Raw genomic sequence first — 22,489 nt, forward strand, 5'->3', positions numbered from 1 at the left:
TTTCATGAAAATAAAAGGGTCTGTCCAAAAAAGTCATCTTTTGGACAGTGGCGCAGTGGACACGTTATTCCGGCTTCCCCATTGCCGTGTAAAAAATAGCGTTTCACTATGCCTTTATATGGCTGTTGATGTGCGCTAAATAAACCATCATAAAAAAAAGCGTTGGTATGTTCTAAGATCGCTAGGCGATTAAAGCGTTACCTTGTTGGAGTATACAGAATTTGATTGTTCCACAGTTATTTATCGTGGTGAAAAATAAAGAAATTGTATAAAGTAGCCCATATTAAAATAATGTTTTAAATTTATAGTAGACATTTGTAATTTTTCATTGTATACTGAAATCAATAAGTCAACTTACAAAAAAATAATTAATTCACCTATTACAAAGAGTATTCGCGTTTTAGTTGGTACTTTTTGCAATATGTGAATTTTCTTCTTTTTAGTAGTAAATGATCTTATTAAATAAATATACGATTATGGAGGTCATTTATTATGGCACAAGGTACAGTTAAATGGTTTAACGCAGAAAAAGGTTTCGGTTTCATCGAAGTTGAAGGCGGTACAGACGTATTCGCACACTTCTCAGCTATCCAAGGTGAAGGTTTCAAATCACTTGAAGAAGGTCAAAAAGTTGAGTTTTCAGTAGAAGACGGTCAACGCGGACCACAAGCTGCTAACATCGTTAAACTTTAATTTTTATTGAAGTAACGACCAAAAGAGGTTCTCTTTCATTAGAGAACCTCTTTTTGTTATTAAAATAATTCATGTTGTTTTTTAAACGATCTAAAGATCATCACTTTTATTAAAAAAAACTTGTTACTGCTTGTAATTCTAAATCTACATTTAATTCTTTTATCAAATTCGAATATTGTAGTTCAGATATAGGACCATAGATTTTTTCATCTTCTAATCGTATAATCCAATAATCCGATTCCCTTCCATGTGAGGGTAGGTTTCGTTTAGCAATTAAATACGATTGATTAAAATTTCCAGTCAGTTAGCTCATTAAGAACACCCTTATTGCTTTCATTTATTTCTCGCTAAACCTGTTTTGGAATAGGATGATTTTGTAACAAATACTCCCGATGCTTCTTACTACTTGCCAAAAGATTGAACTCCCCTTGCTTTATCTGCTTTAACAGCTTATAAAACGTCGCATAAGCAAGCTCATATTGTGCATCTGAAATCCATTCGTTCTTGAGCGCTTGCACTATTTCATCCTCATCCTTTTTAATCACTTCCCCTGTTGGAAGTACGATAATATCCAAAAACAAATCTTCCATATAGGGCTCGCCTTGATCGACACCATTCTCATTTGTTATATCGATATACCACTGAACAACTTCCCCTTTGGCATTGAACATTGTCGTTACCGCATAGTGCTCGTTCATTGGAAGCTGCTGTAGCCATGAGTAATCTATGTCTACAATACGTAGCTCTTGCCCTGCTTGCGTTGTCACAAGTGGCTCCTTTACTTCATGCATTTCGATGAGCGCAATATAGCCTGTAAAATCGGGTTCCTCTACCCACTGCTGCATATAGTGACGACAGGTTATTCTGCTCCAATCATTTCGATGTAAATAACGTTTCTTCAGCATACTATTGCCCCCTATTTTTGGTGATACATATAAGAATGCCAGCTTGCTTTATTTTCAAGCTCTAGTAAGTCTGCTAATTCATAAGCAAAATAGTCCGTCGTATCAATTTCAAATTCTACTGTTTCAAAAGACGCTTCTACTAAATAGAGCAACACCGTTTTTAATAAGCATTGCATTTCCACATGATTGATTTTCCCCATCCAACCAATCTCTACATGATTTTCTCCAACCGGATGCACAAACATATACGCACTAATTTTATCCTCATCGATAATAATGCAAGGTGTTTCCATATCTGGTGTATCCTCTAGGACAGCATCACGCCAAAGTTCCCAGCTTTTATTCTTTGCTTCATTATGTAAATGTGTCTGCTCGTAACTTGTTTTAACGAATGAAAACAGTTCCTTTTCTAGCCTAGAATTCGAGGTGATTTGCTGTAATGAATAGCTATTCGTTATTTCCTCAACATGTTGCAGCTTTTGGAGTAAATCATTGATTGCATAGCTTTCCATATACGTTTTTCGAAATAAATGAAAGTCAAAGTTTTTCATATAGGCCAATTTTTCTGTTTCATATTCCCAGCACGATAATATGGCTTTATTGTATGGTGAAATGCTTTGAAGTAACTGTTCCATTAATTTTGGCATATAGCTTGTTGCGATGATTTGAATATATTTCGCTGTTGGATGATTTGGATTCGTCCAGCTGAATCCGATGCCTTCCACTTGATTTTGTTCTGTTACAATAAACATCTCCATAAATCGTCGTGCATCAATTCGCCATTGTACTGCTTGTAATGGCTCTATTAGCAATGCATTTAGCTGCAAATCCTCAAGTGAATCTACTTGTTGAAGCGATATATTTTCCACCGTATCTCCCCTTTAAAATTTTTATTCTAATTATATAATGAAATATATTATAAAATATGGTAAAATTGTAATAATTCTAACAGGAGGTAACGAACGATGTTACTTTATAATTGAGAAATGCTTTCAATCTCACATTCAAAAAGGAGCTGAAAGCAAATGAAATTTCAAACAAACACTGAAAATATTACAGAAACGATGTTAAACGGCTTTTTTGTCGATTGGCCAAGTCCGCCAAGTGCAGAAACTCATTTAACGTTATTACAAAACAGTGCTCATATTGTATTGGCAATTGATGAAGCCAAAAATCAAGTTGTTGGCTTTATTACAGCAATTAGTGATGGCGTGCTGAGTGCTTATATTCCGCTGCTTGAAGTATTACCAGCATACAAAAATCAAGGTATTGGCAAACAATTAGTTGAGCAAATGCTAGTACAGCTTCAAAACATATATATGATCGATTTGTGCTGCGACGAAGATTTAGTACCGTATTATGAAAACTTCGGTATGTTTAAAGGAAATGCTATGTTAAAGCGTAATTATAAAATACAGTCAGGTAAACTAATCTAAATTTAAAAATCCAGCAAACACAAATTTGTGTGCTTGCTGGATTTTTTATTTACATATAGCTTTCAATTTGCTTCCTTAACCCGTGCGCATCATCCACATACACACCTAAATACTTTACTTTTTTCTCAAAGCCACCGACAAAATGAATTGTTTGCGGTGCTTTAAATTCCAATACAAATGCGGGCTTTTCATCGGTATTACCAAGTACCTTCATATGATAGACTTCATTCAAGTCAAGCTCATTATGAATCGCTTCTATATGCCCCACGTAAAAACTGGTCCGCTTCATCAAGCCGTTTGAAAGATATAGCTTTTGTCCATCCACTTTTGTTGGATTTAATATAAGCGCTCGTGCATCAGCAATTAAAAATAAGATCCCGTAAATCGACAAAATCGTATGTCCCCATGCAAGTATTGGCATGCGGTCATGGAACAACCAATGGAACGCGACTGCTTCAAACGTCGCCGCATGAAAAATCATGATAAGTACAGGCATATACATCGTATTTTTATAAACGGTATGCCCTTCCGTATTAGGCTTTTTGCGCCAACTTAAGCATGCATAGTAAAATACAAGCATTTCCGAGGCCAACACTTGAATAATGGGATTGCCTTTTGCTTTTTCAGCTACTAATCTTGGAAATGCAAAAAGTAATTGCTCGTGCTGCCCTTTGACCGTATTAATGATTGTTGGAACATATTTCACAAAAATAATAAGTAGCATGAGCTCAAACGCGATTAAACACGCTTCTACCGCAAAAGCTGACCATGTTAAATAGCGAAATGGCTCAATAAAGCTTGCTGGAATAATGATGCGCGCGAGAACAATTCCTCCAGCTGCAAAAATAATCGCCCTTTTTATTGACCAGTTTCTCGTATGAAATAATACAAGTGTTGGAGCCACAATTGCACAATCTACCAATGAGCCAACTACCATACCGCGTGCTTGCTCTACTGATAAGGTATCAATAAATGACAGTTGGTATGCGGTAATATTACCTAGTAAAATGATAAAAGCTGTAATGAGCCATTTATAATGCCATAACTTTTCAACAAACACCTTTTCTCCCCCATTTTCAACTTAATACATTCTAATAATACACTAATTATTGTTATATTTCCCTCGAGTTACCAAAACCGTAACATTTGCTATTTGACACAAAAAACACTACCCATTCCAGTAAATTTCTGCTTTAAATAACAAATCCCTTATTTAATCGCTGCATTCCCTATTTTTCTATATTTTCCGACAAAAAACTACACAAATCTGTCATAATTCTAAGTGATATTTTAAAAAGATAGGGTGAATTTATGAGTATTGGAAAAAAATTAAATACAATTCTTTTCATTTTAATTGCAATCATTGCACTTTCAACAGTTATTAGTTTTAACAGTTATAACAACATTCAAGAAAGCACAAAAGAAGCGATGGATAATCGTATGACACAGGTGGCTATGATTGATGATATTCGCTATAATATAGCGATGCAGGGCTTATACGCACGTGCTATCATTATTGACCCTAGTCAAAAAAACGAAGAAAATTTACGTACATATGCAAAAAAATTAGATGACAATATTGCTTATTTGCAAGAACACGCAGACACAGATGAAATGTTGCAACTTGTGCAGCAAGTGAGCAAATTCAATGACGACTTTAATGTGCAAGCTGGTCAAGTAATTGCAAACTATAAAACGAATATTACTGAGGCTAAAAATATCGTAAAGAATAATCTACAATCAGCGAATGTCGATATTTTATCAACAGCTTTAGAAATGGAGAAAATTGAAAAGCAACGTTTAGAAGACATTAAAGTGGAAACTGCTAACGACATCCGTCTTTCAAAAATTACATCGGTTGTTGTATTAATCATAAGTTTGATCATTAGCGCAGCCGCTGTTTTATACATTCGCAAACGCATTATAAAACCACTTGTTCAAGTTTCAGATGAGGCGACAAAAATTTCAGACGGAGATTTAACTGGTAAGGACATCCAAGTATTCTCCAAGGATGAAATCGGCAACTTAGCAAATACCTTCAATACAATGCGCTCAAACTTACGTAATTTAGTCTTTAATGTACAGCAAAATACTGAGCATTTAAGTGCCGCTTCAGAAGAATTATCTGCAAGTACACAGGAAATAACAGCAACAACTAATGATGTAACACATCGCGTATTAGAAACAGCAGAAGCCGCACAAAATTCTAGCCAAATTGCCGCAGATAGTGCAATAGCGATGGAAGAAACAGCGATTGGCGTACAACGTATTGCCGAAACAACACAAACATTACACAGTAAAGCGTTAACGGCAAGTGAAGCGGCAGCTAGTGGTCGTAAAATTATTACCGAAGCCAAAGATCAAATGACAACAATTGATGGTTCGACTGTCACTGTCAATGAGTTAGTGACGAAACTCGCTAAACAAACAGAAGAAATCAGCAGTATTTCACAAGTAATTACTGCGATTACCGATCAAACAAACCTACTAGCTTTAAACGCTGCAATCGAGGCGGCGCGTGCAGGTGAACACGGTAAAGGCTTCGCAGTCGTAGCAGATGAAGTTCGTAAGCTTGCTGAGGAGTCGAAAAATTCAGCAACATCCATCGTTGCGCTAACTCAAGAAATTAAGCGTGACACAGCAGAAGTAGAAGAAGCCGTTCGAAACTCATTAGCCTCTGTTAAAGAAGGCGTCTTGATTATCGAGAAAGCTGGCAAATCATTCAACCAAATTGAATTAGACGTAGAGGATATGAAAAATTCGATTCAGGATGTTTCGGCAACTTCCGAGCAATTATCAGCAAGTGCTGAGGAAGTTACCGCATCGGTTAATGAAATTGCGATTGGTGCAAACAAAGCATCTGAAAGCGTCGAAATGATTGCCGCAGCAATGGAAGAGCAATCGGCAAGCATGGAGCAAGTAAATCATGTTGCAATTTCAGTAACTGAAAGCTCACAGCAATTACAAATACAAATTCAACAATTCCGCGTGTAAACATACATTTGACAGATGTTCCAATAAGTATATGTTTAAGCGGTGATCAGAAATAAAAAGGAATCCATTTTGAAAAAAGATAGTTCAAAATGGATTCTTATACAGCAGATTTAATTATCGGTTTAAAAATAAGTTTGATCATTTTCTAACTGTGCTCCTCCACAATCGCGCCAGATTCTTAATTAACAGTCTTCCGTAAGTTAGTAACATTATTAGGATTTGCTGACCATTTACTCATTAATTCCATTTGTCTCTTCTTTAAATCGTCATAAGGTTCTTCAATAGCTTCAATTTCACGAAACTTCCTATCAAAGACTTTTGCATCTTTGATTTTTTTATAACCACCAAAACCTAGATCGTCATTTAGTAACCAAACAACCTTCTTTATTTTGGCAAAAAGAATTCCACCAGTACACATTGGACAGGGTTCCAAAGAAGTATATATTGTAAACTTTTCACCATTAATTTTAGCATTAAATATTGATTCTCCAGCATTACGGATAGCATCAATTTCAGCGTGGGCAGTTGCGTCTTGTTGGGGATGTACCTTATTGCGTCCCTTTGCAATTATGTTTCCATTTTCATCAACTATAATAGCCCCGACTGGATAGGTATTTTCATTCAGTGCCTTTTCTGCTTCATCAAGAGCCAACTCTAAAAAATATCTATCTTGATCGATATTCATAAAAAACAACCTCCCCCAGCTCTTTATTTTTCACACTATGGTCCCTTAATTCAAGAAAGATCGCAATTTGTATTCTGGAATTGCGCCCGATTGTGTAAGAATAATTATTTGTTGTCTGAATACCACTTCAAAAACATTTCTCTCTCTATTACATTCAAAACGCACGGTGAATCTACTTGTGACTCTAATTTACTATGTTTCTCAGGAAACTTTGACTCTACACCAATCCTAATGTAAGGTAGTTTTTCCTGAGCCTTTTGAGAACGAATATTTATTAATTTTGCTCCTGCAAATACGTATTCTAAATTCAATTTTGTAAAGGCAATATGTAGAATTTCCGATTTAGCTAATTCGTTATAACCTTTCCCCCAATATTGATGCCCTATCCAAGTACCAATATGACAAGTTTTATTGACGTCATCAATGTCTTTTAGTGTTATTACCCCAATTAAATTTTCAGTTTCATCAAGGATGACCCTTGAATATTGCTTTCCTAGTCTTTCTTGTTCCAGAATAAACCCGATAAAATCAATAGTCCCTTCAAGTGAAGCTTGGTCATTGGTAAGTCCCAATGCATCTTTTACCTGGGGTGCTGTCGATAATGATGACATTGATTTTGCATAGATATTATTATGTGGTACTAATGAAATCTTTAACAATTATATTCCCCCTAAAATGGCGTAAACCCAATAATAACTAATTATATTTTATAACAAATTACTATCAATTCATATATAGAGTTTTAGAGCAACGTGAATTCAACGTATCACAAGCCTAAAGATCCCCCTCGTAAAATTTGGTTTTGAACCATACATGTGAAGTACATTTTATTTGTAAAACTTTTTTAAGCAACAAACGTGCTTTACCTCCTAACTTGATGGCTTTAATAGGCGTCCCAGAATTTATTCTTCGGTCCCCTTTTTATTTGAAAATAATAATTTTAGCAAACTATGAAACTTTTTCCGTCTTCAAGCGTATTTTAGTAGTAGGTGTTAATTCCAATTATTAATAGCTATTACTTATTTTGAAATGAGGGATCTTTTTGAAAAGATTACTAAAAAAATTATTTGCAATCATTATACTTCTTCTTATCATCCCACTTATTGTTGGTATTATTTATGCGCAAAAACCAATGCCAAATGGCGTTTCGGTCGATGGCGAGCTACATGCGGATAGCGATGTGCGTTTTGTATATGATTTAACGTATGACAACAACGGTCGCGTTATGGAACAGCATTTATATGATGAAATGCTGCGAATTATTGATGAAGCGGAGCAAACACTTGTCATCGATATGTTTTTATACAACGATGATTACGACCGTTCTAAAGGTAACTATCCAACACGCGCCCATGATATTACGAACGCGGTTCTAGCTGCCATCGATGAAAATCCTACATTAAATGTCACAATCATCACCGACGCTATTAATACAGTGTACGGCTCGACATTACCTGAAAACTTTTCTAAATTACAAGAGGCTGGCGCAGAAGTGATTTTCACCGATATGGAGCCACTTCCAGATTCAAACCCATTGTACTCAAGTATTTGGCGCTCGTATTTACAATGGTGGCCGACGTCACAAAACGGCTTTTTACCAAATGCCTTTAACCCAGACGGCGCAAAGGCTTCCTTTGGATCCTATTTCGACATGCTTAACTTTAAAGCGAATCACCGAAAAATTGTGTTAAATGAGCAGCAGGCACTTGTGACTTCTGCAAACTTAACCCATGATGGTAGTAGCTATCACTCGAATATTGGATTTGTTGTAACAGGTGCGATTTTAGAAGATTTGTACGCCTCTGAGCAAGCAGTTGCAAAGCTATCAAACATTACACTTAAAGAAGTTGATTGGAACTATCAAAGCGAGGTATCTGATGTTCAGACGAAAATTGTAACAGAGGGTAAAATTAAGAAAACGATGCTTGCGATGCTAAATGATGCAGATGCAAACAGTGACGTTAAAATTGGTGTGTTTTATTTAGCAGACCGTGATGTCGTAAAGGCGATTAAAAAAGCAGCAAAAGAAGGTGCTACTGTCCAGGTAATTGTAGACCCTAACAAGGACGCATTTGGCTTAGAAAAAAATGGGATTCCAAATCGTCAAGTCGCTTCAGAGCTTGAAAAAAGTGGCGTCGAGATTCGTTTTTATAACACACAAGGTGAGCAATACCATAGTAAATTTCTTTATGTAAAATCGGGTGAACAAGCCGAGCTGCTAGGTGGTTCAGCCAACTTCACACGACGAAATATTGCTGACTATAACCTAGAATCCAACTTGTATATGAAAATGCCCGCATCAAGCGAACTGGCGACATCGGTAGATACTTATTTTGAGCGTTTATGGCTAAATGAAAACGGACAATATACAGTTGATTTTGAAGTGTATGAAGATCCTGCACTATGGAAAAAAATCCCGTATTTCATTCAAGAAACGACAGGGCTTTCTACATTTTAACTTGATGAAAAGCGCGGTTTTGTACAAAATACAAAACCGCGCTTATTTAAATTTCATTCCTAACCCTTCTTCCAATGTAAGCTGCGCGAAACATTTCAGCATGACTATACTAACCTGTTTAGTTTATTTTTCCTTCTCAATAACTTCTTTAACGATTTTAGCAAAAACATCCGTAGTTCTAAACGTTTCTTCCAACGTATTTTCAACGCCGCCAATTTCTAATAACACAGAATTGTTTTGAAGATGCTGATTATATGTGTTTTGTGGATTTTCACCTTTTTTAAATACCCCTCTAGATAGTCCAGGATATAATTCTTCTAATTTATCATGAAGGCGAGTCGCGAATTCCCTATTTTGGTCATAATTATTGGATGTTGTTGATACAACAAATGCAATTTTTGCATAATCTTTTCCATCAATATTGATCGTTGTATCCGATCTTTTTTGTGAATCTCTGTGTATGTCGAATACCATTTTTATACTTTCATACTCAGTTAATGCTTCTTGTAATTTCTCTCTTGATACGACATAGGAATCTTTAAATGATAATCCCCGTTCCTCTAAGATTTTTGATATATCGCTATCATCTAAGATCGTGTTAATATGATGCTCTTTTAACTTTTCACTGAATTCCTTCCCTACTAATGTTACATTTTTTGAATCGCTAAATGCTTTTCTAGGATCGGTTTCGTTAAGCTCTGGAATAAACGACTCAGTATTATGCGAATGATAAATGAACACTTCTGGATCCTGTTCTTCAACAGCCGAAGCGAATGGTTGATTTCCTATGTTACTTTGAACTTCTGTCATTACCTCTTGTCCACTGAAAAAGAACAACCATGATAATGTAGCGACAAAAAGTAAAGCGCCACTTGAAATGGCCGTTATCCTTTTAATCATTCCTTTTCGGTTCATGCTTCGCGCCTTTTGTCTTAGTTTCATTTCAGTTGATACGATGAAATCTTTACTCGGATTTTGAGGGTAGGTATCTTTAATCGTTTCAAACAAATCCTTTTCATTTTGCATTGATCAAAACCTCCTCGGCATCAAGATTGAGTTTTCTTTTGAGTTCTTTTAATGCGCGATGATAATCAACTTTTACTTTTGATTCCGTACATTGTAGAATTTCGGAAGTCTCTTTTACGGAAAATTCATTTATTCCACGAAGAATTACGACTGCTCGATAATTCGGCTTTAACTTAGAAATCGCTCCATGTACAATCTGTTTAGTTTCCGAAATTTCAAACTCTTCATCAGGCGTGTTGTCATTCGATTCCAATAATTTAAAAAATCCGTCTTTAAAAACGGAAGCAAACTTCTTTTTTCGATAATGATCCACTGCTACATGTTTTGCGATAGAGAAAATCCATGTTTTTATATTATTTCCGTTATGAAAATTGTGTAAGCTTTTTAATACTCGAATAAACACTTCTTGGGTCATGTCCTCTGCATCGTTTTGATTTCCTGAAAAACAAACGAGAAACCGATACACGTCTAAATAATGCTCATTGTAAATAGCAACAATACTCGACTCTAAGTTCTTTAAATCAATCACGCTGTCCCCCCTTATTCTGTATTCACTTATTATTCGTATGAAGCATTAAAAAGGTTACACTTATTTTGTTTTGACACTAACAATGAGTAAATTTGCTACCGAAAAGTAAGTGCAGTGCTCCTTATTTTTGGGAAATCGCACGCAAATGCCCTGAATTCGCACATAAACCTCTAAAATTCGCACTTATCTTGCGTGAATTCGCACATAAATCCTGAAAAATCGCACGTATCCACGCACTCCGATTATATGATCGTCCGCCAAAGAATGAATCCAAGCCGACATAGAAAATCAAGCCCCTGTTTCGGTGATGAGCCTTTATTTTGGTATTTTAGTGAAAACGATAAAGAAGATTGCTTTTTCTATATGTTTAACTCCCCCAACTGCTTCGCTTAATAAAAAAACACATTTCGCGCCATATAGCGCGAAATGATGTCTTTTCATATGTAGATTTCCTTGAAAATATTTATCTTTTCCTATTCGCTAAAAAATCAATTAAATCCTGCGCAATCTTTTCGCGTTCCTTACCAAGTGTTATTAAATGACCACTTTTTTCGTAGCTTATCTTTACGATTCGGTCACTTTGCGCGGCACTGGCAATCAGGTCAATGCTTTCATGAAATACGACTTCATCCAGCATCCCTTTTGCTAAAAACAATGGCTGCTTAAGTTCACTCATTTCGCGCTGTGAGCCGACGATAAACTGCTGCAGGGCAATCATTTTTTCTGCTGGGCGAGGGAAATGCTCATTTAGAAAATTTTCAAGTTCCTCTTCCGTTGCCCCATTATTTTGGAGGTAACGCTGTGAGTAGAATTCTACACGCTTTTCTAGACCGGCAATCGGACGCTCCAAAACAGGTGATGATAGGAGTGCCAATGCATTACACGTCATGTATCGGTTCGCAAGGCGCATTCCTAGCACGCCACCAAGCGATTGCCCAATGACGGCAATCTGTTTGTATCCATCATCTACTAGATGTTCAAATGCTTGCTTAGCCCCCTGCCAGATTTGATCCATTGACGAAGCGAATAATCGCTCTGGCGCGGCACCATGACCTGCTAAATTTGGTGCGTAGACCGTGTAGCCCGCTTCAAAAAGAATATGCGCTAAATGTTTCATTTCTTTCGCGTTACTCGTAAAACTATGCAGTAATAACACGGCCTGCTCACCGTTATGTTCATAAATATCTTCAACCTGTTGCATGTAAAAACTCCTTATTTATCGTCCAGCCCGCGCTCATTGTACGCACTAATGCCACCGCGTACATTTGTTACTTTTTTAACACCTAGCTTTTTCAGCTTTTTGCACGTTTCTAGTGAGCGCATACCTGAACGGCACATCACGACAATTTCTTTATCCATTGGTAATGCCTCAATGCCCAGCCCGTTTGGATCATTGATAAACGGTGCGACATGCATTTTATTGAAATCACGCGCACTGCGCACATCAATAAAAATTTTATCGTCGTCACGTAGCATCGTTTGTAGCTCATCTGTCGAAATCGTATGAATCCCTTCTACCGGACGCTTTTTCCAAATAACAACCGCCGCACAAATGGCGAGAAGTATAATCGTTTCAATCATGTTGTTAAGCCCCCTTTATTGTATGTTTCCTATATATTAGCACGAAATAAACTTATCGTAATATAGTATCTGCACGAAATTTATTTCTTCTATTATTTTAAAAATACAATAAAAGAGAGCACATCGGAACGAAATTTCATTCCAATACACCCTCCCTTGCGGCTATGGGACTTTTTCAATGCTCTCATTAATTGAAGGCTATTTCATTTATCTGTGAAATCAATTTAAGCCATATTTGCTTGACCGTGTACATTTACACTGAGGTAAGAGGTAAAATATAGTGATTCGAGCATAAATCTCAAAAAGCGAGCATAAACACCGCAATTCCGAGCACAAAAACAAAAAAAACCGAGCATAAGACCCGAAAACCCGAGCATATTTCACACAAGTCAGTCATGCAATAGCTCATCTAAAGCCGTTTAGGAAAATTCAACCCCAAGTTTTCGGTGATGAGCCACATATTAATTAAGTTATTCACTTTTTTAAATTTGTAAAAATTATATATTTCTCACTAAGCTCCACATTTTTAATGTCAGAAACAGCGGTCATTATATTATTCTTTATTTGTTGTTCCATTGTCATATCAAGCTTGTGCTCAATCGGTAAAAAAATTACACATACTATTTTGACGATTTCACCCGGTGAAATAGGGGTTAAATTGACACTTATAGATTCTTTCTCAAGACCTGACTCATTTGCAATCATTTTTTCTAATGCCTGTTCTTCTGTAACTAAAAAGTTTGTATATTCCGCAACTGGGAGATTTGTTTTCTCTTGTTCATTAATCACTTCTGCTTGTACCTTCTCAAATCTCGACTCTCCATTACATGCACCTAACAAAATGGCGCTTAATGCAATCCCAGTAGCTAATAATCTTTTAATTTCGATCATATTTCTTCCTTTCTTAAATAAATTTTCCCCGTTTTAAGCATCGTTCTTCTTAACTGAACTTCCTTTATTATTAATAAGATTATTACTATAGAAGGAACGAAAGAACTGCAATTACACACATATGCAGTTTTCCCATAAGAAGGACACATCATACCGTTAAGTGAATAACACTATCCGTTTTCGTTTTCTTATTGACTAAAATGACATGCTAATCAAATGAAAGCCCCTTTACATCCCCTTTGCCATTCATTTCAAAAAAATGTCACATTCCATCTTCCCCAATTGTCTAATATAGTTAAAGGGGGTGCAAAAAATGCAGCAAAAAATAATGGCATTAAGCCAATCAAACACGATCCTAGAAAATATTGAAACAATTATTTCGAGCCACTATGACAAAATATATAAATATTGCTATAGCATTTTAAGAAATGTGGAAGACGCGGAAGATGCGGTGCAAGAGGTATTCTTAAAAGCCATGAAAAGTAATAATCTTTCATCGATTAATAATCCGAATGCTTGGCTTTATAAAGTTGCTTATTTTCACTGCATGAATAAGCTCAAGCGCAAAAAAATTCTCTCATTTGTCCCCTTCATTGAGTTTGAAAATACAGTAAATGTCGTGGAAAATGAGCAGGATGAACAGCTTCACAACATATTAAATCAGCTAAAGCCGGACGAACGCGCATTAGTGGTGTTACGCATTATTGAAAATTATAGTTTCGAGGAAATTGCCGCTATCATGGACAAGCCCGCGCCAACGATTCGCAAGCGTTATGAACGTTTAAAAGAAAAAATCAGAAAAATGTTCTAGAAACGGAGGGATCACATGAAAAACATGAAAGATTTTAACGATTTTGAAGAGCGATTCAAAAGCGAATATGAGCGCATTCAATCTGATAATAAACAGCACCTCATTCAAAACATCTGCTCTCCTACAAAGCGAAAAGCAAAAAAATTATCAATCAGTTTTGTCATATGCATGTGCTTACTACTAGCAGTCGCAACGGTTGGCGCAATGGAATATACGGGTCTGACATTTTTTAAAAGCAACGAGGGGACAATGATCGAAATTACAAACATTAAAGAAGAGCACATGAAAGCCCATATTAATGCGGATGAAATTTCCCGTAAGAATGATGCGATCATAGCCGATTTGAAAAAAACAATTCCAGACGGGCATTTCCTATATTTCAAGGATATTGAGGTTTACGAACAAACTGGGATTATAGATTTATTTAAACTGACAAATCCCCCGACAATTACTAAAATTGATGAAATCCCAAACGATATTACTCAGCATATTCATTTAGAGGATACACTTTTAGAAAACTATCATTTAAAAAATGGGACACTGTTATATAAGTTTCCTGAGTATGACCTTGACCAAATGATGGAAATTATTGAACAACTGCAAGCACAAGCAAAGCAACAAAACCAACACTATGGCATTTTACAGGGCCAGCTTATCAATGAAATCGATGCCATAACGCTCCACTATGAAACAAAGGATTTCCCTAATTGGCAAGCATTTGAAATAAGCATTGATACGATTAATACGCGTGTAGAAACAACAGAAAATTTATCAAATTATGTGCCTTTAAATAACGAACTAGGGATTGAAATGTACTATAGTGAAGAAGATCGTACGTTACGCTTTATTATGCAAGCACCTTCACAAAATTATCTCATCACCGTTCGCAACCCAATCATATCTAGACAAAATGTTGATGTACAGCGCTTTATTGAGGTTGCGAAATCATTAACGGTAAATGAGTAAGTTTAGACTAACTTCGTGATAATTATTGATTAAATAGAACCAGTAAACGGTATTGGGCTTAGTTTGCTGGTTTATCTTTTTTTCTAGCAATGAAAATCGTTAGTGCTTGAATGTCATAATTTTGTCATAAGCAATAGGTTTTCAACACGAAAACAGTGAAAACTCACGCATAATTCGCTACAATGTAAATTGTGGAATTATTGACTAGAAAGGAGAATCGTTAAATATGAAAACATTCTTATTTTCGATTTTAGCTGCATTGTTATTATTCGTGCCAAACGCAGCGGCACACACGTATATCAGTGAAACAATCCCACAGGACGGCTCAACTGTAACAGAAAACGTGCAGCAGATCGTGCTTACTTTTGAAGGGAAAATTGAGGAAGGTAGTACGTTTAAAGCGGTAGCAGCAGACGGTACAGAATACACACCGCAATCGATTTCACTTGTAGATGGTGTTTTAACGGGTACTTTTGATCCTGCACTTCCGAATGAAACTTATACAGTAAAATGGAACACCATTAGTCAAGACGGTCACCCTCTGTCTGGTGAATTTGGCTTTACAGTGGATGCTCCAATAGTAGAACAACCAACTGAAAAAGTAGAAGATGAAAGCGATGAACAGGAGACGGTTGCACCTGTAGAAACGACAGAGCAAGTAAACGATGAGGATGCCGAAAAATCGAATTCTCCGTTAATGCTTGTAGTTGGTCTTTTAGTCATCATAATAATCATAAGTATAGTTGCATTAGCAAAGCGTAAAAAAGCATAATGATGACACTTATTGTAGTAAGTCAGTTTCTTTTATATGCAAGTTTAAGTGTATTAATGGGTACATCTATTATGCATTGTATCCCGGAAAAATACCGCCCAGGCTTTCAAATTGCACCAAAATGGCTCATATTAAGCGTCGTTATTATTCCAATTGCAGCTTTTCTTCCTAATCTTCAACTGCTTTCGATTTTAGGTCCACAATTTGGCCTAATAGATTCGTTGTGGATGATTGTTTCGAAATATAAAGTGGGGCATGCTTGGCTTGCAATTTTTGTATTTGCATTATTGCTCATTGTAATTGTGCGCTCAGCAACTAAAAAAGCAGCAACTTGGCTTTATGTATGTTCCATTTTCGTACTAATGGCCATCATGGCAGCAATCGGCTATGCTAGTCATGCTGGTTCGATGTCTGGTATGGCTGGCTCATTTCTCGACTTCATACATTTATTAGCAGTCAGTGTGTGGCTTGGTATTTTAGTAATCGTTGGCTATTTTTCAACGGACACGAAAAATTGGAGCGCCTTTTTGCAATGGTTCTCCCCTACTGCACTTGCTGCCTTTACATCGATTGCGATAAGCGGTGTTTTAATGATGGAGGCAATCGTCCCTAAATATGTGACAAGCTGGGCAAGTACATATGGACAATTTTTATTTATTAAGCATGTGTTACTCGTACCATTAGCCATCATTATTTTAGCCAATGGAGTTCTGATAAAATTAAAAATCAATCAGCCGCTATTTGAGCCACGCACTTGGGTGAAAATCGAGTTGACATTACTTGCGGCTATCTTAGTAGTAACGGCCATTTTTACTGAGCAACAGCCGCCAAACTTTACGGTCGAAGCCATTTCACCGTTTTTCGAATTATTTTATCAAGATAGCGTTGCAGCTGGAATGCGAGCCTATTTACAAATGACTGGAATCGGCTTAATGTTCTTCCTGTTAACAGCAGTCTTTATTGTATTGACCATAGTGAGTTATCTAAAAAAATTCCCAACCATTGTAGCAGCATCGCTTGTCTTTGCGATCGCGTTATGCTTTTACATGGGCTTTATGTCGATTGTATTTTTTAAATAACGAATAATAGAAGTTGTTGACTTGGAATAAAGATTGTTAAAAATATAGCAATAAATGATAATTGTTATAGAAAATCATAGCCCTTTTTTGAACAAGATTGTTCAAAAAGGGGCTATTTTTCATATATGTATAGAAAGAGCTACCCTAAAGGCAGCCTTGTTCTGCTAAAGCCCCCCTTTAGTTTAGGAACTGATAAATTTTCATAACAGCCCATACCGCAATTACGCCCCAAATCAATACTATTATTGAGCCGACTATCCAATTTTTCGGCTTACCGTTTTTCATCATTTCTTCCGCCTTAACTTCACAATCAGCTAATACATCTTTCGGTATCATCTTCAAAGCAAGCATTATCCCTAATGGTAGAAGAATTACATCATCTAAATAGCCAAGAATGGGTATGAAATCTGGTATTAGGTCAATCGGACTGAAGGCATAAGCGACAACACAAGCAGTAAATGCTTTAACATACCAAGGTACTCTTACATCTTTACAAGCATAGTAAAGAATAAATATCTGTCTTTTTAAATTCCTTGCCCAAGCCTTCATTTTCGCAAACATTTTTATCACCTAATTACAGTTTATTTTATTTACAATATAACAATAACTGAAGCATTTTGTTAGCTATGTATTGAAGTCCTTTTCAACTAATTAGGCAAGTAGTGAAAGTTAATCCATTGTCTAATCAAAACTTTAGTACGCCGATTTCGATTTTATATGTAGATAGTCCAGGAGCTGGTTTTTATATCTACTCTGTTAATGTCCTTAATGGTAGAAGTCCTCTTTTACCTTTAAGTTCAGGAATTAGATCAACCATTATTACAGCAACTATATATAATGTTTAAGAATACGATTAACCTTAATTGATTCCACTATTTCTTAAGAACAATTCACACTAAAAAGTATGCTGAGAACCTATTGATGAATGATATGTCACAACACTTATTAGGTGATATGTGTGTCATGCAAAGCAGGAATTACTTTTTCACAGATAATAAAAAATGCATTGGAAGTTGTGCCTTCCAATGCATTTTTTATTTACACTATTCTTTTACTATTTTTTACCAAACAAATGAACGCAGCAATGATTATTATAAAAATTAACTGCTCTTAATGTGAGATATAATTATATTTTCGTTACTGTTACTTACCCACGACCAGCTTGGAATTCAGGATATAAAGTCATTCCACCATCTGCAAATAAAGTAATCCCTGTTACATAACTAGCTTGGGATGAAGCAAGCCATGCTGCTACAGCAGCAATTTCTTCAGGTTTTCCGATATATCCCATCGGCACCATGCTTTCTACATCTGCACGTTTTGCTGGATCAGCAAATTTTTCCGCATTAATAGGCGTATTAATCGCTCCAGGTCCAATGTTATTAACACGAATTCCCTTAGGAGCATATTCTAAAGCTAATGTTTGAGTCATTAATTTAATGCCCCCTTTACTAGCGGCATAATGCACAAATAAAGGCCAAGGAATTTTCTCATGGACACTGGACATATTGATAACAGAACCTTTAATGTCGTTCTCCACGAAGTATTTAATTGCTTCTCGACTTCCTAAAAACGCACCTGTTAAATTGGTATTGATCACTCTATTCCAGTCGCTTAACGGCATTTCATGGGAAGCTACTGGATTTTCAATACCCGCATTATTAATCATCACATCGAGGGTTCCAAACTTATTCACAGCAGTCTGTACCAGTTTGATGACATCCTCTTCAACTGTCACATCTCCTTTTACAGCTATAGCATCCCCACCTGCTTTTTTCACTCCTTCAACAACTGCATTTGCCTCATTTTCATTTAAGAGGAAATTAATGATAACTTTTGCTTTCTCCTCGCCAAAGCGTAAGGCCATTGCTTTTCCTAATCCCGTTGATGCACCTGTAATAACAATAACTTTTCCTTCTAAATCTGAATACATGCAAAATCCTCCTTCTTATCCTTTCGCCAACCCTAGCATAATTCCAGCAGCGACAATAAAAATAATCCCAATGAAAATGGCTATAAGTTGTCGTTTTGTTTTTTTCTCACCAATGATAAATATTCCACCTAAAGTTGAAATCACGATTCCCATTTGGGAAAGAGAAAAACTTGTGGCTACTCCTACACGTGGCTGAGAAATAAATAAAAACATATTCCCCGCAGCCCAAATTAAACCCGGGATAATATTACGGATTGCATATTTGTTAAATGGTTTATGCTTAAAGGTTAATAAAACACCACCTATAACCATCCCGATTGCTTGTGGCAATAAAGCAGACCATCCACTTACATTAAACAAGCGTATGATCACCACATAGACTAAATATCCGAATGTTGAAACAAGTAGAATTAAAATCCCCTTTTTCAATTTGCCACGATTGTTTTCTTTTTTCTCTTCTGGATTCGGAAGAGATGTAAGAACAATCCCAACAATAATACTAATAAGCGCTAGAATACCTAATATAACCGACATTGTCGTTGACCATTCATGAAACACAATTACGCCAAATAAAGTTGTGGCTACTAACTGTAAACCTGTTGAAATCGGCATTGTTTTAGAAACGCCCATTAAATCAATACTTTTCAATTGATTAGATTGTCCTAATGCCCAAAAAAGGCCTGATACAATGCCGACTCCCAACACTAAAGGTGTCAGTTCAGGTTTAACTACAAAATAAACCCCTATGGAGTAGAGAAGTGCACCAATTGTGGTTCCTAGCACTTGACTATAAGGGCCACCACCAAGCTTGACATTAAATAGCACAATACTTCCCCAAAACAGAGCTGGTAAAATTGCTAGGAAGATATCCATCTTTTGCTCACCTATCTATAATAAATTTTTTATTGATTAGCTATTCAGCCCAGTACTGTAAATGTTTCGCTTGCTGTATTACAGCTCTTTGCATGTTTATTACGAATATTAATTCTTCTCATTTAAAGGAGAGAAACACAATAGTAATATGAAACGTAATAAAAACTTTTATACCATTGATATAAAACGGACTAAAAGCTAAATGGGAACCAAATCAAAGAGTTCGTATTCAAAACAACATTTTTGCGTTACGATATTGAGCAATTGACTCTCATATGAAAACCCTCCCTCTAAGGTATCTACATACATAAAAAAACCAGTTCCGCAACGGTACTGGTTAGAAATATTTCTATTCATTACTTAAAAAATTTAATTCGCTCTTCAAGTGGTCGGAATTCTTTTTTACCTGGTGTGACCGTTGGATTACCAAAGGGCATTTGACAATAAGTTTCCAATTTTCAGTTATAGACCATTCTTTTTTTACTTCATCATCAATTAGTGGATTATAATGTTGTAAAGACGCTCCTAATCCCTCTGCTTCCAATCCTGCCCACACTACTATTTGTTCATACCTGATGCTTGATCTGACCAAATCATAGGGTGCAAATTGCTCTTGAAGTGATTTAACTACAGCCTCATCTTCTTATATTATTTATAACGATATTTTGCTGTTTCCCCAATTATAAGAAATACAAGAATTATAACTAACATTTAAATCTTTTTTATTAAACTACAGATTACTCGGCAAAGTAACTTCCTTTAGAATAGTTACTTTCCAAGAAATAATGGTAGTACTATCTCGGACATTGTTTTCTTGGATAGTTTGAAATAGTGTTTTTATGCTTTCTTCTTCCTTAGAGATAACGAAAGAATCATAGATGCTTTTAGGGTTTGAATAGGGTTCATTTGGACATTCAATTAGACCATCTGTGGTTAGTAAAATGCGATTTTCTCCTTGTCTTAACTCTCTTATTCCCACACTGTAACAAGGTACTGCTTGTTCAAACGTATTGACTTGTCCTATCCATTCATAGAATTGTCTTTGATTTATTTGGTATTGACCTAACGCAGATAATTCTGGATGGAATAAATAAAGAACGCAGTCGCCAACAGAAAACCACCACATATATTTATCTTTTCTAACTACAATTAAGCAAGCAGTCTCGCCTTGGACATTTCGGCAGGTATTTAAGAATTCTCTAGATTGAAACATGCTTAATATTTTTTCTTCTAGCGTCTTAAATGTATTTTGAGATATTTTCATGGACAATATCTTCTTTATTTGAAACTTTTCTTCTTCGAATAATTCTACTATTTTTTCTGCACTCTCGGCTGTGTTATGTGCATCTAAAATAATAACGAACTCCCAATCCTCGTTTTCGTTCAACCATACAAGGCATCCATCTTCATTCTTATATTGCCCTGCATTTGAATTTCCGCCATATCGCCCCACAATGATATGGTTTACATACTGGGTATTTTCTCTATCCACAAAGTTTTCTTGACTTCCAACCCAACTAAAATCTTTGATGTTATTATACATATTGGTTATTCTCTAAGTATGTTTTTAAACGATTACAAAGGTCAATAACTTCATTGTTACTACCCATAGGAGCATTCTCCCAATCGTAAACTTCCATCGGTCCCCAATGCTCTTTTGGTGTGTTAGGATAACGAGCAACTAGGTGCATATGCAGATGCGGAACAGAATTCCCCGAAACAAGTGCATAGATATGTTCAGCGTTTTCTGAATCTTTTAGTGCTTTACTAACTCTTGCCATAATGACACCGAATGCTGTTGCTTCTTCTACTGTCATTTCTGCAAGTGTAGGTACGTGTCTTTTTAAGTCAATCATAATATGACCTAAATAGTTGGGTTGACCATTTCTATCAATGTGTCCCACATACACATGTTCATCTTCATAAATCATAACCCCAGACGTTTCGATATTCCCTGTATGTTTATTGCAAATAAAACAGTCCTTCATAGGAATCCCCCCTTTTAGTGTTTATAGAAATATAACACAACATTTGGATAATTTCCCCATTTTTTATTTCCCTTTAAGAAGGGCGACTTATTATGTAAACAAAAGGAGACACGTATTCAAATGAGAATGTGTCCCCGATAAGGTTGTTATTTAGTGTTTCTCCCCGTTTATAGAACTCTTTGCTGAACGCTGCTAGGGGGCTAGGTAATTACGCCTTTTCAAACGCTAACTTAATTCCAAAGCCAATGAGTACAATCCCCGTAACCATTTCGATTGCGGCCTGTGTAGATGGGCGCTTCATAAATGTGCGGATTTTGTCGAGTAACACCACATAGAAGAAAAACCATGCAAATGTCAGTACCGTATAAATTATGCCCATCACTAAAAATGACCAAAAAGCATCCGCGCTAGGTGCTAAAAATTGTGGTAAAAACGTTAAAAAAAAGACAGCAACCTTGGGATTAGTAATATTCGTGATAAAGCCTTGCTTAAAGAACGTATTGCCCTTTGCCTCGACAAGTACTTCCTCTTCAACTTGATTTTTCTTTGCACGCATACTGATAAGCGTTCTTATCCCTAAATAACATAAATAGGCGGCACCAATATATTTAATAATTGTAAAGGCAACAGCGGATTTTACGATTATAGCAGATAAACCTGCGACTGCCGCAATCGTATGAATGGATAGCCCAACGCAAGAGCCAATCATCGTCTGCATACCGCCCTTACGTCCTCCGATTACCGTATTTTTCGTTACAATTGCTGTATCTGGTCCTGGTAAAATAATGAGTAACACACAGGCGATGATGAACAAAGTCACACTCGTCATAATTCACATCACTTTCCTTTTTAAGTTTTCTGACTATTTG

At 36.2% G+C, this 22,489-nt stretch carries 24 protein-coding genes and 1 pseudogene; 8 read left to right on the forward strand and 17 right to left on the reverse strand.

Going from position 1 to position 22,489, the window contains the following annotated elements; genetic code table 11:
- The first annotated feature begins 492 nt into the window (after positions 1-492).
- The gene (locus LZ480_RS16170) at positions 493-693 is read left to right on the forward strand and encodes a cold-shock protein (RefSeq protein ID WP_241370582.1); all 201 of its coding nucleotides are present in this window, start codon (positions 493-495) and stop codon (positions 691-693) included.
- Positions 694-1,040: 347 nt separating this feature from the next.
- Here LZ480_RS16170 and LZ480_RS16175 read toward each other — a convergent pair whose 3' ends face one another.
- Together LZ480_RS16175 and LZ480_RS16180 are read right to left on the reverse strand one after the other, a co-directional pair.
- Positions 1,041-1,598, reverse strand: coding sequence for a DUF402 domain-containing protein (locus tag LZ480_RS16175; RefSeq protein ID WP_241370583.1), 558 nt, complete (start codon positions 1,596-1,598; stop codon positions 1,041-1,043).
- 11 nt (positions 1,599-1,609) lie between these two features.
- On the reverse strand, positions 1,610-2,467 hold the full coding sequence (locus LZ480_RS16180; RefSeq protein ID WP_241370584.1) for a hypothetical protein: 858 nt from the start codon (positions 2,465-2,467) through the stop codon (positions 1,610-1,612).
- 156 nt (positions 2,468-2,623) lie between these two features.
- On the opposite strand from LZ480_RS16180, the gene LZ480_RS16185 reads away from it, so the two are divergent.
- Positions 2,624-3,034 (forward strand): GNAT family N-acetyltransferase, encoded by a 411-nt coding sequence (locus LZ480_RS16185; RefSeq protein ID WP_241370585.1) that lies wholly within the window; start codon positions 2,624-2,626, stop codon positions 3,032-3,034.
- 49 nt (positions 3,035-3,083) lie between these two features.
- Here LZ480_RS16185 and LZ480_RS16190 read toward each other — a convergent pair whose 3' ends face one another.
- Positions 3,084-4,094 carry a hypothetical protein gene (locus tag LZ480_RS16190; protein ID WP_241370586.1) on the reverse strand — a complete coding sequence of 337 codons (1,011 nt, stop codon included), beginning with the start codon at positions 4,092-4,094 and terminating at the stop codon, positions 3,084-3,086.
- Positions 4,095-4,345: 251 nt separating this feature from the next.
- Here LZ480_RS16190 and LZ480_RS16195 point away from each other — a divergent pair, with 251 nt between their 5' ends.
- Positions 4,346-6,028: a methyl-accepting chemotaxis protein gene (locus tag LZ480_RS16195; RefSeq protein ID WP_241370587.1), complete on the forward strand. Its 1,683-nt coding sequence runs from the start codon at positions 4,346-4,348 to the stop codon at positions 6,026-6,028.
- 178 nt (positions 6,029-6,206) lie between these two features.
- On the opposite strand, the gene LZ480_RS16200 is transcribed toward LZ480_RS16195, so the two are convergent.
- Both LZ480_RS16200 and LZ480_RS16205 read right to left on the reverse strand, forming a co-directional pair.
- A complete protein-coding gene (locus LZ480_RS16200) occupies positions 6,207-6,713 on the reverse strand; it encodes a nucleoside deaminase (RefSeq protein ID WP_241370588.1) in 507 nt (168 codons plus the stop codon).
- A gap of 104 nt (positions 6,714-6,817) precedes the next feature.
- Positions 6,818-7,324 carry a GNAT family N-acetyltransferase gene (locus tag LZ480_RS16205; protein WP_408641632.1) on the reverse strand — a complete coding sequence of 169 codons (507 nt, stop codon included), beginning with the start codon at positions 7,322-7,324 and terminating at the stop codon, positions 6,818-6,820.
- A gap of 431 nt (positions 7,325-7,755) precedes the next feature.
- On the opposite strand from LZ480_RS16205, the gene LZ480_RS16210 reads away from it, so the two are divergent.
- Complete coding sequence (locus tag LZ480_RS16210) at positions 7,756-9,171, forward strand: phospholipase D-like domain-containing protein (protein WP_241370590.1); 1,416 nt, start codon at positions 7,756-7,758, stop codon at positions 9,169-9,171.
- A 123-nt stretch (positions 9,172-9,294) separates the two neighbouring features.
- On the opposite strand, the gene spoIIP is transcribed toward LZ480_RS16210, so the two are convergent.
- From spoIIP to LZ480_RS16235, 5 genes are all read right to left on the reverse strand, one after another.
- On the reverse strand, positions 9,295-10,197 hold the full coding sequence (gene spoIIP, locus LZ480_RS16215; RefSeq protein WP_241370591.1) for a stage II sporulation protein P: 903 nt from the start codon (positions 10,195-10,197) through the stop codon (positions 9,295-9,297).
- Complete coding sequence (locus LZ480_RS16220) at positions 10,187-10,726, reverse strand: RNA polymerase sigma factor (RefSeq protein WP_241370592.1); 540 nt, start codon at positions 10,724-10,726, stop codon at positions 10,187-10,189. Before LZ480_RS16220 ends, spoIIP begins: the two co-directional genes overlap by 11 nt.
- Positions 10,727-11,189: 463 nt before the next feature.
- Positions 11,190-11,927 carry an alpha/beta hydrolase gene (locus tag LZ480_RS16225; protein ID WP_241370593.1) on the reverse strand — a complete coding sequence of 246 codons (738 nt, stop codon included), beginning with the start codon at positions 11,925-11,927 and terminating at the stop codon, positions 11,190-11,192.
- A gap of 11 nt (positions 11,928-11,938) precedes the next feature.
- Positions 11,939-12,307: a rhodanese-like domain-containing protein gene (locus tag LZ480_RS16230; RefSeq protein WP_241370594.1), complete on the reverse strand. Its 369-nt coding sequence runs from the start codon at positions 12,305-12,307 to the stop codon at positions 11,939-11,941.
- 474 nt (positions 12,308-12,781) lie between these two features.
- A complete protein-coding gene (locus LZ480_RS16235) occupies positions 12,782-13,198 on the reverse strand; it encodes a hypothetical protein (protein ID WP_241370595.1) in 417 nt (138 codons plus the stop codon).
- A gap of 313 nt (positions 13,199-13,511) precedes the next feature.
- On the opposite strand from LZ480_RS16235, the gene LZ480_RS16240 reads away from it, so the two are divergent.
- The 4 genes from LZ480_RS16240 (at position 13,512) to LZ480_RS16255 (ending at position 16,826) form a co-directional block, all read left to right on the forward strand.
- Positions 13,512-14,009 carry an RNA polymerase sigma factor gene (locus LZ480_RS16240; RefSeq protein ID WP_241370596.1) on the forward strand — a complete coding sequence of 166 codons (498 nt, stop codon included), beginning with the start codon at positions 13,512-13,514 and terminating at the stop codon, positions 14,007-14,009.
- Between the two features lie 15 nt (positions 14,010-14,024).
- Complete coding sequence (locus LZ480_RS16245; RefSeq protein WP_241370597.1) at positions 14,025-14,975, forward strand: hypothetical protein; 951 nt, start codon at positions 14,025-14,027, stop codon at positions 14,973-14,975.
- 226 nt (positions 14,976-15,201) lie between these two features.
- Positions 15,202-15,747 (forward strand): copper resistance CopC family protein, encoded by a 546-nt coding sequence (locus LZ480_RS16250; protein ID WP_241370598.1) that lies wholly within the window; start codon positions 15,202-15,204, stop codon positions 15,745-15,747.
- A 2-nt stretch (positions 15,748-15,749) separates the two neighbouring features.
- Complete coding sequence (locus tag LZ480_RS16255) at positions 15,750-16,826, forward strand: copper resistance D family protein (protein ID WP_241370599.1); 1,077 nt, start codon at positions 15,750-15,752, stop codon at positions 16,824-16,826.
- A 177-nt stretch (positions 16,827-17,003) separates the two neighbouring features.
- Here LZ480_RS16255 and LZ480_RS16260 read toward each other — a convergent pair whose 3' ends face one another.
- The 7 genes and pseudogenes from LZ480_RS16260 to LZ480_RS16290 form a co-directional block, all read right to left on the reverse strand.
- On the reverse strand, positions 17,004-17,387 hold the full coding sequence (locus LZ480_RS16260) for a YkvA family protein (RefSeq protein WP_241370600.1): 384 nt from the start codon (positions 17,385-17,387) through the stop codon (positions 17,004-17,006).
- A 586-nt stretch (positions 17,388-17,973) separates the two neighbouring features.
- Complete coding sequence (gene gdh / locus LZ480_RS16265) at positions 17,974-18,759, reverse strand: glucose 1-dehydrogenase (protein ID WP_241370601.1); 786 nt, start codon at positions 18,757-18,759, stop codon at positions 17,974-17,976.
- Positions 18,760-18,774: 15 nt separating this feature from the next.
- Complete coding sequence (locus tag LZ480_RS16270) at positions 18,775-19,632, reverse strand: RhaT/GlcU family sugar-proton symporter (RefSeq protein WP_241370602.1); 858 nt, start codon at positions 19,630-19,632, stop codon at positions 18,775-18,777.
- Positions 19,633-19,988: 356 nt separating this feature from the next.
- Positions 19,989-20,275, reverse strand: a pseudogene (locus LZ480_RS16275) (nitroreductase family protein); the annotation flags it as partial.
- An 87-nt stretch (positions 20,276-20,362) separates the two neighbouring features.
- Positions 20,363-21,175 carry a protein phosphatase 2C domain-containing protein gene (locus tag LZ480_RS16280; RefSeq protein WP_241370603.1) on the reverse strand — a complete coding sequence of 271 codons (813 nt, stop codon included), beginning with the start codon at positions 21,173-21,175 and terminating at the stop codon, positions 20,363-20,365.
- Positions 21,168-21,620, reverse strand: a complete 453-nt coding sequence (locus tag LZ480_RS16285) for an HIT family protein (RefSeq protein WP_241370604.1) — start codon at positions 21,618-21,620, stop codon at positions 21,168-21,170. The genes LZ480_RS16280 and LZ480_RS16285 overlap by 8 nt, the downstream gene beginning before the upstream one ends.
- A gap of 208 nt (positions 21,621-21,828) precedes the next feature.
- Positions 21,829-22,449 carry a LysE family translocator gene (locus tag LZ480_RS16290; RefSeq protein ID WP_241370605.1) on the reverse strand — a complete coding sequence of 207 codons (621 nt, stop codon included), beginning with the start codon at positions 22,447-22,449 and terminating at the stop codon, positions 21,829-21,831.
- Between the last annotated feature and the right edge of the window lie 40 nt (positions 22,450-22,489).

This window comes from Solibacillus palustris (assembly GCF_022549215.1).
Classification (GTDB): Bacteria; Bacillota; Bacilli; order Bacillales_A; family Planococcaceae; genus Solibacillus; species Solibacillus daqui.

Bases quoted from the DNA above. Each gene is read 5' to 3' on its own strand.
- LZ480_RS16170 (WP_241370582.1), top strand. From the start codon at position 493: ATGGCACAAGGTACAGTTAAATGGTTTAACGCAGAAAAAGGTTTCGGT.
- LZ480_RS16175 (WP_241370583.1), bottom strand. From the start codon at position 1,598: ATGCTGAAGAAACGTTATTTACATCGAAATGATTGGAGCAGAATAACC.
- LZ480_RS16185 (WP_241370585.1), top strand. From the start codon at position 2,624: ATGAAATTTCAAACAAACACTGAAAATATTACAGAAACGATGTTAAAC.
- LZ480_RS16195 (WP_241370587.1), top strand. From the start codon at position 4,346: ATGAGTATTGGAAAAAAATTAAATACAATTCTTTTCATTTTAATTGCA.
- LZ480_RS16200 (WP_241370588.1), bottom strand. From the start codon at position 6,713: ATGAATATCGATCAAGATAGATATTTTTTAGAGTTGGCTCTTGATGAA.
- LZ480_RS16205 (WP_408641632.1), bottom strand. From the start codon at position 7,324: ATGTCATCATTATCGACAGCACCCCAGGTAAAAGATGCATTGGGACTT.
- spoIIP (WP_241370591.1), bottom strand. From the start codon at position 10,197: ATGCAAAATGAAAAGGATTTGTTTGAAACGATTAAAGATACCTACCCT.
- LZ480_RS16225 (WP_241370593.1), bottom strand. From the start codon at position 11,927: ATGCAACAGGTTGAAGATATTTATGAACATAACGGTGAGCAGGCCGTG.
- LZ480_RS16230 (WP_241370594.1), bottom strand. From the start codon at position 12,307: ATGATTGAAACGATTATACTTCTCGCCATTTGTGCGGCGGTTGTTATT.
- LZ480_RS16235 (WP_241370595.1), bottom strand. From the start codon at position 13,198: ATGATCGAAATTAAAAGATTATTAGCTACTGGGATTGCATTAAGCGCC.
- LZ480_RS16240 (WP_241370596.1), top strand. From the start codon at position 13,512: ATGCAGCAAAAAATAATGGCATTAAGCCAATCAAACACGATCCTAGAA.
- LZ480_RS16245 (WP_241370597.1), top strand. From the start codon at position 14,025: ATGAAAAACATGAAAGATTTTAACGATTTTGAAGAGCGATTCAAAAGC.
- LZ480_RS16250 (WP_241370598.1), top strand. From the start codon at position 15,202: ATGAAAACATTCTTATTTTCGATTTTAGCTGCATTGTTATTATTCGTG.
- LZ480_RS16255 (WP_241370599.1), top strand. From the start codon at position 15,750: ATGACACTTATTGTAGTAAGTCAGTTTCTTTTATATGCAAGTTTAAGT.
- LZ480_RS16260 (WP_241370600.1), bottom strand. From the start codon at position 17,387: ATGTTTGCGAAAATGAAGGCTTGGGCAAGGAATTTAAAAAGACAGATA.
- gdh (WP_241370601.1), bottom strand. From the start codon at position 18,759: ATGTATTCAGATTTAGAAGGAAAAGTTATTGTTATTACAGGTGCATCA.
- LZ480_RS16270 (WP_241370602.1), bottom strand. From the start codon at position 19,632: ATGGATATCTTCCTAGCAATTTTACCAGCTCTGTTTTGGGGAAGTATT.
- LZ480_RS16280 (WP_241370603.1), bottom strand. From the start codon at position 21,175: ATGTATAATAACATCAAAGATTTTAGTTGGGTTGGAAGTCAAGAAAAC.
- LZ480_RS16285 (WP_241370604.1), bottom strand. From the start codon at position 21,620: ATGAAGGACTGTTTTATTTGCAATAAACATACAGGGAATATCGAAACG.
- LZ480_RS16290 (WP_241370605.1), bottom strand. From the start codon at position 22,449: ATGACGAGTGTGACTTTGTTCATCATCGCCTGTGTGTTACTCATTATT.